Origin of the sequence: Azospirillum brasilense (assembly GCF_001315015.1) — a bacterium.
In the GTDB taxonomy this organism is placed as follows: Bacteria; Pseudomonadota; Alphaproteobacteria; order Azospirillales; family Azospirillaceae; genus Azospirillum; species Azospirillum brasilense.
In genome coordinates, this window is record NZ_CP012916.1 from 309,427 (window position 1) to 325,829 (window position 16,403).

Below are 16,403 nucleotides of genomic sequence, written 5' to 3' on the forward strand. Positions count from 1 at the left end.
CCGTGTTTCGGTGATTGCGCTGAGGATGCGCCAGGATCGGCGCTGCACGGCAGTCGATCCGGCCGTTTTTTCGAACGGTGGAATGCGGTCAGCCGATCCGGAAGGCAAGATAGCTGTCGGTCCCCACCTGTCCGGGCATGGCGAGCAACCCGCCGGGGGTCTGTCCGCTGAAGGTCAGGCTGAGGTCGGTGCCGCCATTGCCATCCAGGTCGATTCGCGCGGTGGCCCCCTGATAGCCGGCGGCGCCCGCCATATCCTCCCAGCTCAGTTTGGAGAGGGTGTCCGTCCAGCCCCAGGCCACGGCCCATTCCGCCGGTTGCAGATCGGTGATGGTGGACCATGTGACGCCTTCGCCCCGTCCATCGACGTTGAAGGTGTCCGTGCCGGGTCCGCCGGTCAGGAAGTTGGAGCCCGAGCCGCCGTCCAGCACATCGTCTCCGCCGCCGCCCTGCGCGGCATCGTTCCCGTCGAGCAGATTCATGAAATCGCCCTGATCGCTGCCGACGACCGCCTCCCCGGCGGCCGTTCCCAGGAATTGGTTTTTCAGGCCGGCGACCGGGCCGGAATAGGCGGCCATTCGCACCTCGTAACTCAGGGTGCCATCCTGAACGATGGCGCGCTGGTCCGGCGCGGCGCGGGGCAGGGCGGCCGCGGCCTCCTGCCGGGTAACCGTGCGGTCGGCAAAAACCAGCCGTTCGATGCCGCGGAGCCGGTCGGTGCCACCGGCCCCTGTGACCGTCAGATCCGTTCCGCTTCCCAACGGATCGACGGTCACGAAGACGTTGGCGGAAGGGAAGTCGTACAGCGCCGTGTCGCCGCCGGGTCCGCCGTCGAGAAGATCGTTTCCCGCACCGCCGGCCAGCGTGTCGTCCCCGGCGGCGCCCATCAGCGTGTCGGCGAAGGCCGAGCCGGTCACCCGGTCGCCCGCCGTCCCTCCGATGACGGTCTCGATGCGGGTGCCGTAGCCGACGAAAAACTGGTTCTGGGCCAGGATCGACGGGGCCTGCGCGGAAAACCATCCCCAGCCGCCCGTCAGGTCGATGGTGACGGGAACATCCGACCCCACCGCGGACAGGGTGTCGTTGCCACCGCCATCCCAGAGGTAGCGCCCCGGTGCACCCGGCGTCAGGAGATACAGGTCGTCGCCGGTGCGCACGGTGGGGTTGGGGCCATAGAGGCGCTGGATCGCGGCGACGTCATAGACGCCCAGCCCGCCGGGCCAGACGCCGTAATAGGACATAACCGTGTTGGTTCGGTTGTCCTCGGCCGGCGGCAGGAAGGGCGGGGTGCCGCTGCCCGTGCCGTTGTAGTCGCCGGGATGCTTCAGGCCCAGCGCGTGGCCGATCTCGTGCACATAGGTGCGGTAACCGGCCGATTCGGGGTCAAGGTAGATGTAGGAACCCGCCGGGTTGGGGTAGTAGGCCATGCCGGAGGCGCCGAAGGCGTCGAGCTGGCTCATGTGGAATTGCAGGTTGGCGGTCATCGGCGCCGCCGTTTCCACGAAGGCAAGGTTGGCGACGGCGCTCCACTCCCCCATCGCCTGCACCGCCATGGCCTTCTGGCTGTCGTTGAGGGGGCGGAAGCCGGGCACGTAGCGGATGCCGGCATCCACGACCCAGCCGTAGGTCAGGCTGTAGGGCGCCGTCGCGGCACCGTCCGGCGGTGCCCCCCAGCGGCGCCCGCTGTCGAACGCCCGGACGAACAGCGGGTCGCCGACGCCGCCCGTCGTCCAGCCGGCCTTTTCCATCGCCGGGCCTGGAACGTCATCGAAGCCCGAAACATCATTGAGGGATGATCGATCATCGCCGAGCCCGTCCCCATTTTCGCCAGGGCCGGGAATCCGAAACTCACTCATGTCCGCGCACTCCGTTTGGGTGGACCGGTGTTTCGCTAAATTCGTTCCGAATTTCGATGATGTTTGGTGAAAACGATCGGAGCTCGTCTTTCAATCAGTCAATATTTATGACGAGGCGTTTGTCCGCATTCAATGGATCAGACGGCATCATCAGCGTTGGGAAATGGAAAATTTCCAACGTATTTTCAGTATCCTGTGAAGGTTCCGGGAAATTCCTTCCATGCATTCGCGGGCCGGCGGTGACGCCGGGTTATACGCTGAAGATGTCTGGCGGGATTTCCAGAATGGATAAGAATTCAATCGCCGCAAATGAAACGCATGAACCGGCTCGCACCTGTCATGATAAGATCAAAGTAAAATCGTTAAAGAATATTAAGACGCAATCCTGTCACAGCATAGGTATGGATTGGCGGATTGACAGGATCGAGAGATTCCGCGACCGTTGCCGCAGAACAACAACGGGGGAGAAAAAGAGTGCGGTATGGCTGTGTTGCGCTCGCCATCTGTGCTGTTTCTGTTGGGGCTTGCTCGACTGGTGCACAGATTGCCTCCGTCCCGCCAGTGCCGCAGGACTCAATGCTGCAGGTTGCCGATTTTGAAGAAAACGCAGCGCCGGTCGTTTCGGATATCGAACCGGTTTATGTTCACAAGGGGAAGGCGTCCTACTACGCCGATTTCTTCCACGGCCGGACCACGGCGTCGGGGGAGCGATTCAGCCAGAACCGGCTGACCGCCGCGTCCCGCCGGCTTCCCCTGGGCAGCCGGGTGACGGTGACCAACGCCGACAACGGGCGCAGCGTCGAGGTCGTGATCAACGACCGCGGCCCCTACGTGAAGGGGCGGGTGATCGATCTGTCCCGGAAGGCCGCCGGCGAACTGGGCATGATCGAGGACGGCGTGGTGAACGTGCGCGTCGAAGCCCGGCCCTCCGACCAGCCTAACCGCTCGCTGCGGCACCGGTTGGAGCGGATGGTGGCCGCGCTTTATCCCGACCGTAAACCGGCGTCCGAACCGCCTGTGACGGTGGCCGAACGGCCCGACCCCGATTTGACCGCGACGGATCTGGGCGTGGTCGAATAACGGAACCGCGTCCCGTCCGACGCTTCCCACCCAAACGCACAACGCGCAGGTTTCCGCCCAACGGGCGTGGCGCCGCGAAGGCCGCCGATGTGCCTTCGCGGGTGACGGAGCCGTGCGCACAGAGGAGGTTCCAACCCATGCTGAAACTCGTGATCCGCGACACGCATCACGCCGCCGGCCTGTTCCTGGAGCAGGTGGACAACGTCCGCCAGCTCATCGCCGAGTTGAAGGCGCTGAAGCGCGTTCCGTCCGCCTCGCTCTATCTGGAAGGGCTGGCCGAGCGCTGCCTGCGGCGCGGCTGGACGGTGATCCCCGCCGATCCGCTGGTCCGCGGCTGCACGTCGCGCACCCACATCGTCGAGCTGCATCTCGACCCCAACCAGCCGGGCGCGCCCTTCGTCGGCATCTACGAGCCGGGGGAGGACGGCACCCCCTGCCGCCGCCTGCACGACTCCTTGGAAGGGCTGGCGAGCCGTCTGCGCCTGCCGCCCGCCAACAACACCGGCACCATGCCGGCCACGGTGCAGCAGGCCCCCGCGCTGGCTGCCTGAGGCCCCATCGAAGCGGTCCGGGGACTCCGGCCGCATCCATTGATTGGAATCATACCGCGGCATGGCGGGCGGGGGTAGCCTGCGGGCCGGCAATCCCGCCGCCCGTTGCCCGTGCCCGCCCCCATGACCGTCGAGCATCTCAGCCTCGTCTTCCTGCTGCTCCAGCAGATGTGCGTGTATCTGGTCATCGCCTACATGCTGAGCCGGACGCCGCTGTTCCTGCCGGTGATGCACCTCACCGTGCGCTGGCCGCACAAGCTGGCCTGCTACGTCATCTTCTCCATGTTCTGCGTCATGGGGACCTATTTCGGGTTGCAGATCGACGATTCCATCGCCAACACCCGCGCCATTGGGGCCGTGCTGAGCGGCATCCTGGGCGGGCCGTCGGTGGGGCTGGCGGTCGGCTTCACCGGCGGGCTGCACCGCTACTCGCTGGGCGGCATGTCGGCGGTGGCCTGCGCCATCTCCACGGTGACGGAGGGGTTGATCGGCGGTCTGGTGCACCGCCACTTCGTCCGCCAGGGCCGCATCGAGCCGCTGTTCGACCCGCTGCGCGTCGGCGCCGTCACCCTCGTGGCGGAAATCGCCCAGATGCTGATCATCCTGCTGGTGGCCAAGCCCTTCCCGGCGGCGGTCCATCTGGTCGAGGTGGTGGCGCTGCCGATGATCGTCGCCAACACGCTGGGGGCGGGGCTGTTCATGCGCATCCTGATGGACCGCCGCGCCTTGATCGACAAGCAGTCGAGCGCCTTCTCCGCCAAGGCGCTGAAGATCGCCGCGCGGGCCGACGGCGTGCTGCGCCAGGGCTTCAACGAAGAGAACAGCATGCGGGTCGCCCGCATCATTTACGAGGAGACGGGCGTCGGCGCCGTCGCCATCACCGACCGTGAGAAACTGCTCGCCTTCATCGGCGTCGGCGACGACCACCATCTGCCGGGCACACCGATCACCTCGCCCCAGACCTACCAGGCCATCGCCAACAACCAGGTGCTTTACGCCGACGGCAATCTGGTCTCCTACAAATGCTCGATCCACCCGAACTGCCGGCTGGGCGCCTCGCTGGTGATCCCGCTGGTCGGAGAGGACGACCGGGTGATCGGCACCGTGAAGCTGTACGAGCCGAAGACCAAGCTGTTCTCCACCATCAACCGCACGCTGGGGGAGGGCATCGCCCGGCTGCTGTCCAGCCAGATTCTCGCCGGGCGCTACGAGCAGCAGAAGGCGCTGCTCGCCCAGTCGGAGATCAAGCTGCTGCATGCGCAGGTGAACCCGCATTTCCTGTTCAACGCGCTGAACACCATCTCCGCGGTCATCCGCAACGACCCGGAGCGGGCGCGCCAGCTCGTGCAGAGCCTGTCCGTCTTCTTCCGCAAGAACCTGAAGCGCCCCAGCCAGGAGGCCACGGTGGCCGACGAGGTGGAGCATGTCAGCGCCTATCTCCAGATCGAGCTGGCGCGCTTCACCGGGCGCCTGTCGGTGGAGATCGACGTGCCCGACGCGCTGCGCCACGCCCGGCTGCCGGCCTTCCTGCTCCAGCCGTTGGTCGAGAACGCCATCAAGCACGGCACCTCGCAGCTCCTCGGCCCCGGCCATGTCCGCATCGCGGCGCGGCGGGAGGGCGGGGTCCTGCGGCTGTCGGTGGAGGACAACGCCGGCCTCTACGAGGAGAAGGCGGGTGGCGACGGGCTGGGCATGTCCATCGTGGACCGCCGCGTCCGCAACCGCTTTGGCAACGGCTATGGTGTGGACGTCGCCTGCGAGGCGGACGTCTTCACCCGCATCACCCTGCGCCTTCCCCTGGACATTCCTGCCGTTGCGGAGACCGCGCCATGATGACCGTCCTGATCGTGGACGACGAGCCGCTGGCCCGCGAGGAACTGCGGCGCCTTCTGGAGGAGTTCCCCGACCTTCAGGTCGCCGGGGAATGCGCCAACGCCATCGAGGCCATCGGCGCCATCAACCGCCAGCCGCCCGACGTGGTCTTCCTCGACATCCAGATGCCGCGGGTCAGCGGGCTGGAGATGCTGAGCATGCTCGACCCGGAGCGGATGCCCCGCATCGTCTTCCTGACCGCCCACGACGAATACGCCGTCCAGGCCTTCGAGGAGCACGCCTTCGACTATCTGCTGAAGCCGGCGGACCCGGCCCGGCTGGCCAAGACGCTGCAACGGCTGCGCCGCGAGTGGGCGCCGCAGGACCTCGCCGTTCTGAAGGACGCCGCCCCGCTGCGGCTGATCCCCTGCACCGGCCACAACCGCATCTCCCTGCTGAAGCTGGACGAGGTGGAATGCGTGGCCTCCAAGGCGAGCGGCGTCTTCGTCGTCGGCGCCGACGGCGAGGAGCGCTTCACCGAGTTGACCCTGCTGACCTTGCAGGAGCGCACGCCGCTGGTGCGCTGCCACCGGCAATATCTGGTCAACCCCGACCGTATCCGGGAAATCCGCCTGATCGACAACGGTCTGGCGGAAATCCAGACGCTGGGCGGCCAGAGCATCCCGGTCAGCCGCCGCTTCCTCGGCCCGCTGAAGGAGCGGCTGGGCATCGGGTGAATCATAAAAGTTCCCTCTCCCCTCTGGGGAGAGGGTTAGGGTGAGGGGGTTGCGCTTGCGCCGGACATACCGCCATGCGCAACCCCCTCACCGGCCCTTCGGGCCACCCTCTCCCCGGAGGGGAGAGGGTTAGGAAGACAGCCCCCACCGCTCACCCCCGCTTTCCGACCGCTCGCCACGCCATGGCGCCGCTCCGGGGAGGGCACCACACGGAGGATGAAACCCGGCCTACCGTGACGGCAGTTCCTTCCAAGGAGAGCTGTCATGGATCACGCCCTAACATTTGTGATCGCGACACTCTGCATCCTCGCCCTCTGCTACCGCTTCTACGGCGTGTTCTTTGTGCGCAAGGTGCTCCGTGCCGATGATTCCGAGGTGACGCCGTCCCACATCCTGGCCGACGGGCGAAACTATGTTCCCACCAAGAAGTGGGTGAACGCCGGCCAGCATTTCGCGGCGATCGCCGCCGCCGGCCCGCTGGTCGGCCCCGTGCTGGCCGCGCAGTTCGGCTATCTGCCGAGCTTCCTGTGGCTGCTGATCGGCTGCGTCATCGGCGGCGCGGTGCACGACACGGTCGTGCTGTTCGCCTCGATGAAGCACAAGGGCCAGTCCCTGTCGGAGGTCGCGAAGGCCGAACTCGGCCCGGTCGCCGGCTGGTGCACCGGTCTGGCGATGCTGTTCATCATCACCATCACCATGGCCGGCCTGTCGATGGTCGTCGTCCATGCGCTGGAGCGCAACGCCTGGGGCGCCTTCGCGGTCTTCATGACGATCCCGATCGCCGTGGCGCTGGGCCTCTACGAGAAGATCACCGGCTCGTCCAAGGGCGCCACCCAGGTCGGCATCGCCGCCATCGCCGCCTCCGTCTTCGCCGGCCCCTACATCCAGGGCACGGTGCTGGGCAGCTGGCTGACGCTGCACGCCGAGACGGTCGCGCTGATCCTGCCGATCTACGCCTTCTTCGCCACGGCGCTGCCGGTGTGGATGCTGCTGACTCCGCGCGGCTACCTGTCGAGCTTCATGAAGATCGGCGTGTTCGGCGCGCTCGTCGTCGGCGTCGTCTTCATCAACCCGGAAATCCGCTTCCCCGCGCTCACCGACTTCATCCATGGCGGCGGCCCGGTGCTGGCCGGCCCGGTGTGGCCGTTCATCTCGATCACCATCGCCTGCGGCGCCATCTCCGGCTTCCACGCCTTCATCGGCTCGGGCACCACGCCGAAGCTGATCGACAAATGGAGCGACATCCGCACCGTGGCCTTCGGCGGCATGCTGGCCGAATGCGTGGTCGGCGTCATGGCGCTGATCGCCGCCACCTCCCTGCACCCGGCCGACTATTTCGCCATCAACTCCTCGCCCGCCGCCTTCCAGGCCCTCAACATGCAGGTCGTCGATCTGCCGCGGCTCAGCCAGGAAATCGGCCTCGACCTCTACGGCCGCACCGGCGGCGCTGTGACCCTGGCCGTCGGCATGACGGAAATCTTCACCCGCATCCCGTGGTTCGGCACGCTGGCCTCCTACTTCTTCCAGTTCGTCGTGATGTTCGAGGCGGTCTTCATCCTGACCGCGGTGGACAGCGGCACCCGCGTGGCCCGCTATCTGATCCAGGATCTGGGCGGCGACCTCTATGCCCCGCTGAAGCGTCTCGACTGGGTGCCCGGTTCGATCGCCGCGAGCGTGCTGGCCTGCGTGGCCTGGGGCTACCTGCTGACGTCGGGCGACATCAACTCGGTGTGGGCGCTGTTCGGGGTGTCGAACCAGCTCATGGCCTCGGTCGGCCTGATCATCGGCGCCACGATCATCCTGCGGCTGGGCCAGAAACGGGTCTACATGCTGACCTGCCTCGTCCCGCTGGCCTACCTGTTCGTGACGGTGAACTACGCCGGCTACTGGATGATCACCAACGTCTATCTGAACCCGCTGGCCAAGGGCTACAACGTCTTCAACGCCGGCATCTCGATCATCATGCTGTCGCTTGGCTTCGTGATCCTGATCGCCGCCCTCAAGAAGTGGAAGGAACTCCTGCGCATCCGCAAGGACACCCTGCCTGAGACGCTGATCGCCACCCCGGCGGAATAGCCGGACACCGGGCAAGCCGCTCGGAGACGATCAAGCGCTCAACCGGAAGAGGTATCGCTGCTCCCCCAGCGGTACCTCTTCTGCATTTCTGTGGAATGGCTGGGACGCCACCGAATCCGCGAATTACAAGGGTTGATTCGCCATCCGGCGGGTGCCATCCAAGGGCCGGCGCCGTGGCCTCCGGGCTGCGGCGCCGGTTTTTCATGAAAGGAACGGGTGGTCGGACACATGCCGCAGGTTGCACGGTCGGTACTTTCGCTCCTGCTCGGGGTCGCATTCCTGATGCTGGGCAACGGGGCGCTCAGCACGCTCATCGGCCTGCGGCTGGCCGGCACGGAATCTGGCGCGGTCGCGGTGGGCCTGATCACCGCGGCCTTCTACACCGGGCTGACCGGCGGCTCGCTGTTCGCCCACCGCGTCATCACGCGGGTCGGCCACATCCGCGCCTTCGCCGCCTTCGCCTCCGTCCTGTCGGCGGCGGCGCTGTCGCACGCCCTGTTCGCCGCGGTGCCGCTGTGGACCGTGCTGCGGCTGGCCGAGGGCTTCTGCATGGCCGGCCTCTACATCTGCATCGAGAGCTGGCTGAACGGCACCGCCAACAACGAGACTCGCGGGCAGATCCTGTCGCTCTACATGGTCACGCTCTACGCCGCCTCGGCGGTGGGCCAGCAGCTGTTGCAGCTGGACGACGCGGCGGGCGTGCGCATCTTCATGCTGATCGCCATCCTGCTGACGCTCGCCCTGGTGCCGGTGGCGCTGACCCGCACCACACCGCCGACCTTGCCCAACGTCGAGTCCTACGGATTGCGGCGATTGTACAAGGCGTCGCCGCTGGGCGTGGTCGGCGTCTTCATCAGCGGGACGGTGACCGGCTCCATCTACGGCCTCGCCCCGGTGTTCGGCGCGGCCTCCGGCTTCGGGGTGTCGGGGACGGCGCTGTTCATGAGCACCCTGATCCTGGGCGGGGTGGCGCTGCAATGGCCGCTGGGGCGGCTGTCCGACCGCTTCGACCGGCGCGCCGTCATCATCGGCCTGTCGGCGGCGCTGGCTCTGGTGAGTGTCGGCATGATCCTGGCGGACGGCAGCGGCCGGCAGGAAACGCTGCTGCTGGTGGCGCCGTTCTTCGGCGGGCTGGCCTTCACGCTCTACCCGGTCTGCGCCGCCCATACCAACGACCATGCCGGGCCGAACAACGTGGTGTCGGTCAGCGGCGGACTGATCCTCGCCAACTCGGTGGGGGCGATTATCGGCCCGCCGCTGGCCTCGGCCGCCATGGGTTTCGCGGGACCAGAGGCGCTGTTCGGCTTCATCGCGGCGGGGGCGGGCTCGGCGACGCTCTACGGACTGTGGCGCACGCGCATGCGTCCGCCGCCGCCCGCCGAGGCGCAGGCCAGCTTCCGCCCGCTGCCACAGACGACGCCGACGGTCACCCCGCTCGACCCCGTGGGGCCGCCCCGGCCGGAATTGGCGGCGGGGGAGTGAGGAGATTTGCGGTGTGAAGCCCTCTCCCCCCTGGGGAGAGGGTTTGGGTGAGGGGGATTTACGCCCGGCAGGGCGGAGGAAAACCATCGATCAGCGACGCGGATCGCCTTCGGCGCCCCCTCATCCTGACTTTCTCCCCGCTTTCGGCGGACCGAAGGTCCGCCTGTCGCGTCAGCGCAAACGTCGATTGCGCGTGAGCGGAGGGGAGAAGGAATGGGGTCATTCCTCGACCTTCGCCGGTGTTGTGGGTTGCCAGGGGAAGGCGCCCATCGGGCCCATGCCGACGCGGTCGCGCGGAATCGCCACGTCGCTCTGCATGTAGAGCGCGATCAACTCGGCCAGAGAGCGCAGCGAGTCCGTGTGGATGCGCTCGTAGCCGTGGGAGCTGTCGATGCCGAAGCAGACCAGCGCCGTGCGGATGTCGTTGCCGGCCTCGATGGCGGCGGCGCTGTCGCAGCGGTAATAGCGGAAGACGTCGCGCTGGTGCTCGATCTCATGCTGCTGACACAGCGACAGCAGCTTGTGCGTCAGGTGATAGTCGAAGGGGCCGGTGCTGTCGGCCATGGCGACGGTCACGCCGAACTCGCGGCTGTTCTGGCCCATGGCGGTGGTGCCGTTGTCGATGGTCACCATCTCCGCCACGTCCTTGTGCAGGACCGAGGAAGCGCCGGAGCCGACCTCCTCGGAGATGGTCAGCAGCAGGTGGCAGTCCACCGGCAGCGGCAGCTTGGCGTCCAGCACCGCCTTGGCGGCGGCGAAGATCACCGCCACACCCGCCTTGTCGTCGAGATGGCGGGAGTTGATGAAGCCGCTGGCGTCGAACTCGGCCTGCGGGTCGATGGCCACGAAGTCGCCGACGTTGAAGCCGTGGAACTGCAATTCCGCCAGGGTTTCGCAGCGGGCGTCCACCCGGATCTCCAGATTGGTCCAGGCCACCGGCTGGGTGTCGATCTCCTCGTTGAAGGTGTGGCCGGACGCCTTCAGCGGCAGGATGGTGCCGCGGTAGCTGCCCTTGTCGGTGTAGACGGTGCAGCGCGCCCCCTCGGCGAAGCGCGCCGACCAGGTGCCGATGGGCACGACCTCCAACCGGCCGTTGGCTTTCAGCATCTTCACCTGGGCGCCCAGCGTGTCGAGATGGGCGACCACGGCGCGGTCGGGGCTGTACTGCCGCCCCGCCAGATCGGCGCGGATCGCGCCGCGCCGGGTCAGCTCGAAGGGGATGCCCAGACGGTGCAGCTCGTCGCCGCAGAAATGCACGATCTGGTCGGTGTATCCGGTCGGGCTCGGGATCTCCAGCAGGCGGCGGAGAAGGCCCGTCAGATAGTCCATGTCGATGACCGGACGGACGATTCCGGTCCGCGTCAAGGCTGCCTGCTCCATACCACCTCCTGAACGGTCACGCCCGCGGATCGACCGCGGAGTAGGGGAAGAGAAGATCGAGGAAGCGTTCGGCGGTCGGCTGCGGTTCGTGGTTGGCAAGACCGGGCCGCTCGTTCGCCTCGATGATCGCGTAGTCGGACCCCAGCAGGTCGGGGATCAGCAGATCCAGGCCGACCACCGGAATGTCGAGCGCGCGCGCCGCCTCCACCGCCGCCTCCACCACGCGGTGGTGCAGGCGGTCGGTGATGTCGTGCAGCGTGCCGCCCGTGTGCAGGTTGGCCGTCTTGCGAACGGCCAGCGTCTGCCCCTCCGGAAGGACCGAGTCCATGGAGAAACCGGCGTCGCGCACGCAACGTTCCGTCTCCTCGTCCATCGGAATGCGGCTTTCCCCGCCGGTGGCGGCGGCGCGGCGGCGGCTCTGCGCCTCGATCAGCTGCGCGATCGTCCGCTCGCCGGTGCCGACGATCTCCGCCGGGCGGCGCACCGCGGCCGCGACCACGCGGTAGTCGATGACCAGGATGCGCACGTCCTGGCCCTGCACGAACTGCTCCAGCAGGACCGTGTCGCAGATCTTCTTCGCCTTGGACACCGCCCAGGACAGCGTCTCCGCGTCGCGCACGTCCACCGTGATGCCCTGGCCCTGCTCGCCGCGGGCGGGCTTCACCACGACGCTGCCGTGGCGCTCCAGGAAGGCGGCGTTGTCGTCCATGCCGTCGGCGGTCATCTGGTCGGGCACCGACAGGCCGGCCCGCAGCAGCGTGCGCCGGGTCACCGCCTTGTCGTCGCAGCGGAACAGGGCCACCGCCGAGGTCAGCTCGCTGAGGCTTTCGCGGCACAGGATGCTGCGCCCGCCGAAGCTGAGGCGGAACAGGTTGGACTCCGCGTCCACCACCTCCACCCCGATGCCGCGGCGCCGGGCCTCGTTGATGATGATCATGGCGTAGGGGTTGAGGCTGGCCTCCACGGCCGGGCCGGCGAACAGCTTCTCGTTGATCGGGTTCTTGGTCTTCAGCGCGAAGACCGGCACCCGCCGGAAGCCCAGCTTCTCGTAGAGCGCGATGGCGTTGGCGTTGTCGTGCAGGACCGACAGGTCCATGAAGCTGCGCCCACGTTCCTTGAAATGCTCGGCCAGCGCACGGACCAGCGCCTCGCCGATGCCGGGATAGGCCGCCTGCGGATCGACCGCCAGACACCACAGGGAGGAGCCGTTCTGCGGGTCCTTGAAGGCGCGGGCATGGTCCACCCCGGTGACCGAGCCGATGACCGCCCCGCTGACCGGATCGGTCGCGATCAGATGGGTCAACACGCGGCTGTCGCGCTCCGACCAGCAGAATTCCGGGTCCATGGTGACCATGCCGCGGGCGCCGTAGATGCGGTTCACGGCATCGACGTCCTGGCGGCCGCGCAGCTTCTCGATGGCGAAGCCGCGCGTCTCGCCGCCCGGCCGGAAGCCGGCCAGCCGCAGGCGGTAGGTGTGGGAGGGGTCGAGGAACAGCTCGGTCGGCGCCTGGGACAGCGCCACATGCGGGTCCTCCAGATACAGCGCGATGTCGCGCCGCCCCGGCCCCTCCTGGCGCATCGCCTCGATCAGTTCGCCGACGTCGGGAAAGGTGTTGGCGAAGAGCAGGCGGCCCCAGCCGCAATTCACCACCGCGCGCGGCGTCGGCCCCTTTTCCGCTCCGGGATGCCCGGCCCCCGTCCGGCGGTTCGGACGCGGCGAGTCCTCGTCCATCAGGGCGGAGACCAGGGCGCGTTCGATCCGGAAAGGCGTCTGGGTGCGATTCTGCATCGTCATCATGCGGTGTTCAGATCCCGTGGGTTTGCAGCCAGAACTCCAGCAGGGCAGCCTGCCAGAGCTTCGAACCGCGAAGCGGTGTGATGTGGGTTTCCGGATCGCTGAACAGCCGGTCGAGATAGGCCGGCTGGAACAAAGCACGCTCCCGCGCGGCGGGCTGGTTCAGCACGTCGCGCACCAGCTCCAGATAGGGACCGCGCAGGTACTTCAGCGCCGGAACGGGGAAATAGCCTTTGGGCCGGTCGATGACCTCGGAGGGGACGACCTTGCGCGCCGCCTCCTTCAGCACGTATTTGCCGCCGTCGCGCACCTTCAGCTCCGGGGGGACGCGGGCGGCCAGCTCGACCAGATCGTGGTCGAGGAAGGGCACGCGTCCCTCCAGCCCCCAGGCCATGGTCATGTTGTCGACCCGCTTGACTGGGTCGTCGACCAGCATGACCGTGGTGTCGAGGCGCAGCGCCTTGTCCACCGGGCGGTCGGCGCCGGGCCGGGCGAAATGGGCGGCGACGAAGGCGCTCGCGGCGTCCTCGTCGGCGAGGTATTGCGGGTTCAATGCCTCGGCCATCTCCGCGCGGTTGCGGTCGAAGAAGACCTTGGCGTAGGTGGACAGCGGGTCGGCCGCGTCCATCATCGGCGGGTACCAGTGGTAGCCCGCGAAGATCTCGTCGGCGCCCTGGCCGCTCTGCACCACCTTCACATGCTTGGCAACCTCCTGCGACAGCAGGAAGAAGCCGATGGCGTCGTGGCTGACCATCGGCTCCGACATCGCCCGCACGCAGTCCTGAAGGGCGGGCAGGGCGCGGCTGCTGTCGATGAACAGCTTGTGGTGGTCGGTCTGGAAGCGCTGGGCGATCAGGTCGGAGTACTGGAACTCGTCGCCCTTCTCCTGTCCCACGGTCTCGAAGCCGATGGAGAAGGTCTGCAGGCCAGTCTGCCCGGCCTCCGCCAACAGGGCGACGATGACGGAGCTGTCCAGCCCGCCCGACAGCAGCACGCCGACCGGCACGTCGGCGACCAGTCGCCGCTCCACCGCCTTGCGCAGCGTGGACAGCACGGCGTCCTGCCAGTCGCCTTCCGACATCCGCTCGTCACCGGGCTGCGGGCCGAAGACCGGCTCCCAATAGGTTTCCTCGATGCGGCGCCCGTCCGGCTCCAGCGTCAGCAGGGTGGCCGGCGGCAGCTTGCGCACGCCCTTCAGGATGGTCCCCGGCGCCGGCACGACGGCGTGGAAGCTCATATACTGGTAGAGCCCGACCGGGTCGATGGCGGTGTCGACGTCGCCGCCGGCCAGCAGGGCGGGCAGGGTCGAGGCGAAGCGCAGCCGCCCCGCCGTCTCGGACAGGTAGAGCGGCTTGATGCCCAGCCGGTCGCGGCCCAGCGTGACGCGCCCGCTGTCGCGCTCCCAGATGGCGAAGGCGAACATGCCGTAGAGCCGCTCGACGAAGCGGCGGCCCCAGGCGTGATAGGCTTTCAGCAGGACTTCGGTGTCGCCGTGCGAGAAGAAGCGGTAGCCCTTGGCCTCCAGCTCCGCCCGCAGTTCCGGGTAATTGTAGATGCAGCCGTTGAAGACGATGCCGAGGCCAAGTTCCGGATCGGTCATCGGCTGCTGCGCCGCTTCGGACAGGTCGATGATGCTCAGCCGCCGGTGGCCGAAGGCCATCCGGCCATGGGCGAAGACGCCTTGCCCGTCGGGGCCGCGCAACGCCAGGGCTTTGGTCATCGAGCCGACCGCGGACGCGGAGGCCGGGCGAGAATCGAAGCGGATTTCCCCGCTGATGCCGCACATTGTAAGAAATATCTCCGTATTCGAATGGACTGGACGCCGGCAAAAAACGCCAGGAAACGGCGAAGGACCGGCGCCACCCCTCAACAGGCGTGCAGCTTGATCGTCGCAAGGTTGGGCCCTGCCTTGCACAGGGTATCGGGGGTAGGGCGCGCCGAACGACCGGAGGGGAGCGGGGCGAAAACGGGGTATCAGGGTTACCCCATAGGGCCGGGATCGCCGCGCGGCCGGAGAAAGCCAGGGGGTGCGGCGCACCAAAGCGCATTGGTGGAAATGGACTTTTCTGGATTAACTCGTTTGCGCTAAAAAATGAGGATTAGACGTCTAATCGGGCAGCCGCCAACGCGGCGCCGAGTTCGCGGGCGGCATGGCGCAGGGCGCCCGGCTCGTGGCCGGTGAAGCCCAGCATCAGCGCCTGCAACGGCGGAGCGGCGATGTGCATCGGGCTGACCGGGCGGACGGCGATACCGCGCCGGGCAGCCACCGCCTCCACGGCGCGGTCCGACAGGCCGGGGCGCAGCCGGGCGATCAGCTTCATGCCCTGCTCCGGCACTTCCGCCTCCATCCAGGGGGAGAGATGGGCGCCGATGGCGTCGGCCAGAGCGTCCCGCGCGGCCGTGTAGCGGCGGCGCATGCGGCGCAGGTGCGGGCCGAAATGACCGTCGCTCAGGAAATCCGTCACCACGCCCGTGTAGAGCGTCGCCGGGTGCCAGTCGGTCAGGCGGCGCATGGCGAGCACCGGGTCCAGAAGTTCGGGCGGCAGGACGGCGTAGCCGAGCCGCAGGCCGGGAAACAGGACCTTGCTAAAGGTGCCGACATAGATGACCCGCCCGGCGCCGTCGATCCCCTGGAGCGAGGCGAGCGGACGGCCGGCGTAGCGGAACTCGCTGTCGTAATCGTCCTCCAGCACCCAGGCGCCCGCCGTGCGCGCCCAGGCCAGAAGCTCCATCCGCCGCGCCATCGACAGCACGACTCCCAGCGGGTAATGGGAGGACGGGGTGACGTAGGCCAGCCGGGCGTCCGGCGCCGCGGCGACGCCCGCCGCCACCGCCATGCCCTGCCCATCGACGGGCACCGGCACGACGCGCGCCCGTGCCGCCTCCAGCGCGGCGCGCACCGCGGGGTAGCAGGGGTCTTCGAGCCACACCGGATCACCCGGCCGCAGCAGCACCCGCAGCACAAGGTCGATGGCCTGCTGGGCGCCGGCGGTGATTACCACCTGCTCGGGCGCGCAGCGCACCGCCCGCGCGCTCTGGAGATAACGGGCGATGGCCTCCCGCAGCGCCGCCGGCCCGCCGGGCTCGCCATAGCCGAGCATCTCCGGGTCGGGCCGTTGCAGATGCCGCAGGGTCAGGCTGCGCCAGATCCGCAAGCTGCGCTCGTCCAGCGCGCAACGTCCTGTGCTGAACGGGAGGGTGCCGAAGGGGGTGGCCGATGGCGACGGGGATGGGACGCGGCGGGGCGGCTCCGGCGGCGGACTCTCCAGCCCGTCCGGCAGGTCGCGGGATACGAAGCTGCCCGCCCCGACGCGCCCCTCGATGAAGCCTTCGGCCAGAAGCTGCTCATAGGCGGCGACCACCGTGTTGCGGGCGACGCCGAGCCGTTCGGCGAGCGCGCGAGTCGGCGGCAGCTTCGCGCCGGGCGGCAGGGCGCCGGACAGGATGGCCCGACGCAGTTCCCGATAGACCTGCCGCAGCAGCGGCTCCCCGCCCGTCCGGTCGATGGGGAGGAGCATCAGGTCGGACAGATCGGCGGGCATCGGATTGGTCCAGTCGATAAGATCGTAATTGGCTCTCACGCCGGACCAATGGCTAAGCTCTAATGGCGCCGTTGTCCACCGCCGCGAAGAGAG

11 protein-coding genes are annotated in these 16,403 nt (G+C 67.9%); 6 read left to right on the forward strand and 5 right to left on the reverse strand.

The features are described from left to right. Window positions 1-88: 88 nt before the first annotated feature. Window positions 89-1,855, reverse strand: coding sequence for a reprolysin-like metallopeptidase (locus AMK58_RS22875; RefSeq protein ID WP_079285578.1), 1,767 nt, complete (start codon window positions 1,853-1,855; stop codon window positions 89-91). Between the two features lie 576 nt (window positions 1,856-2,431). On the opposite strand from AMK58_RS22875, the gene AMK58_RS22880 reads away from it, so the two are divergent. The 6 genes from AMK58_RS22880 (at window position 2,432) to AMK58_RS22905 (ending at window position 9,593) form a co-directional block, all read left to right on the forward strand. Further along, complete coding sequence (locus AMK58_RS22880; RefSeq protein ID WP_051140676.1) at window positions 2,432-2,935, forward strand: septal ring lytic transglycosylase RlpA family protein; 504 nt, start codon at window positions 2,432-2,434, stop codon at window positions 2,933-2,935. A gap of 137 nt (window positions 2,936-3,072) precedes the next feature. Then, on the forward strand, window positions 3,073-3,486 hold the full coding sequence (locus AMK58_RS22885; RefSeq protein ID WP_035679496.1) for a hypothetical protein: 414 nt from the start codon (window positions 3,073-3,075) through the stop codon (window positions 3,484-3,486). A 123-nt stretch (window positions 3,487-3,609) separates the two neighbouring features. Beyond that, complete coding sequence (locus AMK58_RS22890) at window positions 3,610-5,319, forward strand: sensor histidine kinase (RefSeq protein WP_035679495.1); 1,710 nt, start codon at window positions 3,610-3,612, stop codon at window positions 5,317-5,319. Next, window positions 5,316-6,035: a two-component system response regulator BtsR gene (gene btsR, locus AMK58_RS22895; RefSeq protein ID WP_035679493.1), complete on the forward strand. Its 720-nt coding sequence runs from the start codon at window positions 5,316-5,318 to the stop codon at window positions 6,033-6,035. Before AMK58_RS22890 ends, btsR begins: the two co-directional genes overlap by 4 nt. 264 nt (window positions 6,036-6,299) lie before the next feature. After that, window positions 6,300-8,111 (forward strand): carbon starvation CstA family protein, encoded by a 1,812-nt coding sequence (locus AMK58_RS22900; RefSeq protein WP_035679491.1) that lies wholly within the window; start codon window positions 6,300-6,302, stop codon window positions 8,109-8,111. Between the two features lie 228 nt (window positions 8,112-8,339). Then, window positions 8,340-9,593, forward strand: coding sequence for an MFS transporter (locus AMK58_RS22905; protein WP_035679490.1), 1,254 nt, complete (start codon window positions 8,340-8,342; stop codon window positions 9,591-9,593). A 219-nt stretch (window positions 9,594-9,812) separates the two neighbouring features. Here AMK58_RS22905 and AMK58_RS22910 read toward each other — a convergent pair whose 3' ends face one another. The 4 genes from AMK58_RS22910 to pdxR form a co-directional block, all read right to left on the reverse strand. Next, window positions 9,813-10,973: an osmoprotectant NAGGN system M42 family peptidase gene (locus AMK58_RS22910; RefSeq protein ID WP_051140675.1), complete on the reverse strand. Its 1,161-nt coding sequence runs from the start codon at window positions 10,971-10,973 to the stop codon at window positions 9,813-9,815. A 16-nt stretch (window positions 10,974-10,989) separates the two neighbouring features. Continuing rightward, complete coding sequence (gene ngg, locus AMK58_RS22915) at window positions 10,990-12,771, reverse strand: N-acetylglutaminylglutamine synthetase (RefSeq protein WP_035679489.1); 1,782 nt, start codon at window positions 12,769-12,771, stop codon at window positions 10,990-10,992. Between the two features lie 7 nt (window positions 12,772-12,778). Next, a complete protein-coding gene (locus AMK58_RS22920; RefSeq protein ID WP_035679488.1) occupies window positions 12,779-14,554 on the reverse strand; it encodes an N-acetylglutaminylglutamine amidotransferase in 1,776 nt (591 codons plus the stop codon). Between the two features lie 313 nt (window positions 14,555-14,867). Next, window positions 14,868-16,310 (reverse strand): MocR-like pyridoxine biosynthesis transcription factor PdxR, encoded by a 1,443-nt coding sequence (gene pdxR / locus AMK58_RS22925; RefSeq protein ID WP_059399501.1) that lies wholly within the window; start codon window positions 16,308-16,310, stop codon window positions 14,868-14,870. Window positions 16,311-16,403: the final 93 nt, after the last annotated feature.

Bases quoted from the DNA above. Each gene is read 5' to 3' on its own strand.
- AMK58_RS22875 (WP_079285578.1), bottom strand. From the start codon at position 1,855: ATGAGTGAGTTTCGGATTCCCGGCCCTGGCGAAAATGGGGACGGGCTC.
- AMK58_RS22890 (WP_035679495.1), top strand. From the start codon at position 3,610: ATGACCGTCGAGCATCTCAGCCTCGTCTTCCTGCTGCTCCAGCAGATG.
- AMK58_RS22900 (WP_035679491.1), top strand. From the start codon at position 6,300: ATGGATCACGCCCTAACATTTGTGATCGCGACACTCTGCATCCTCGCC.
- AMK58_RS22905 (WP_035679490.1), top strand. From the start codon at position 8,340: ATGCCGCAGGTTGCACGGTCGGTACTTTCGCTCCTGCTCGGGGTCGCA.
- ngg (WP_035679489.1), bottom strand. From the start codon at position 12,771: ATGATGACGATGCAGAATCGCACCCAGACGCCTTTCCGGATCGAACGC.
- btsR (WP_035679493.1), top strand. From the start codon at position 5,316: ATGATGACCGTCCTGATCGTGGACGACGAGCCGCTGGCCCGCGAGGAA.
- pdxR (WP_059399501.1), bottom strand. From the start codon at position 16,310: ATGCCCGCCGATCTGTCCGACCTGATGCTCCTCCCCATCGACCGGACG.
- AMK58_RS22920 (WP_035679488.1), bottom strand. From the start codon at position 14,554: ATGTGCGGCATCAGCGGGGAAATCCGCTTCGATTCTCGCCCGGCCTCC.
- AMK58_RS22885 (WP_035679496.1), top strand. From the start codon at position 3,073: ATGCTGAAACTCGTGATCCGCGACACGCATCACGCCGCCGGCCTGTTC.
- AMK58_RS22880 (WP_051140676.1), top strand. From the start codon at position 2,432: ATGCTGCAGGTTGCCGATTTTGAAGAAAACGCAGCGCCGGTCGTTTCG.
- AMK58_RS22910 (WP_051140675.1), bottom strand. From the start codon at position 10,973: ATGGAGCAGGCAGCCTTGACGCGGACCGGAATCGTCCGTCCGGTCATC.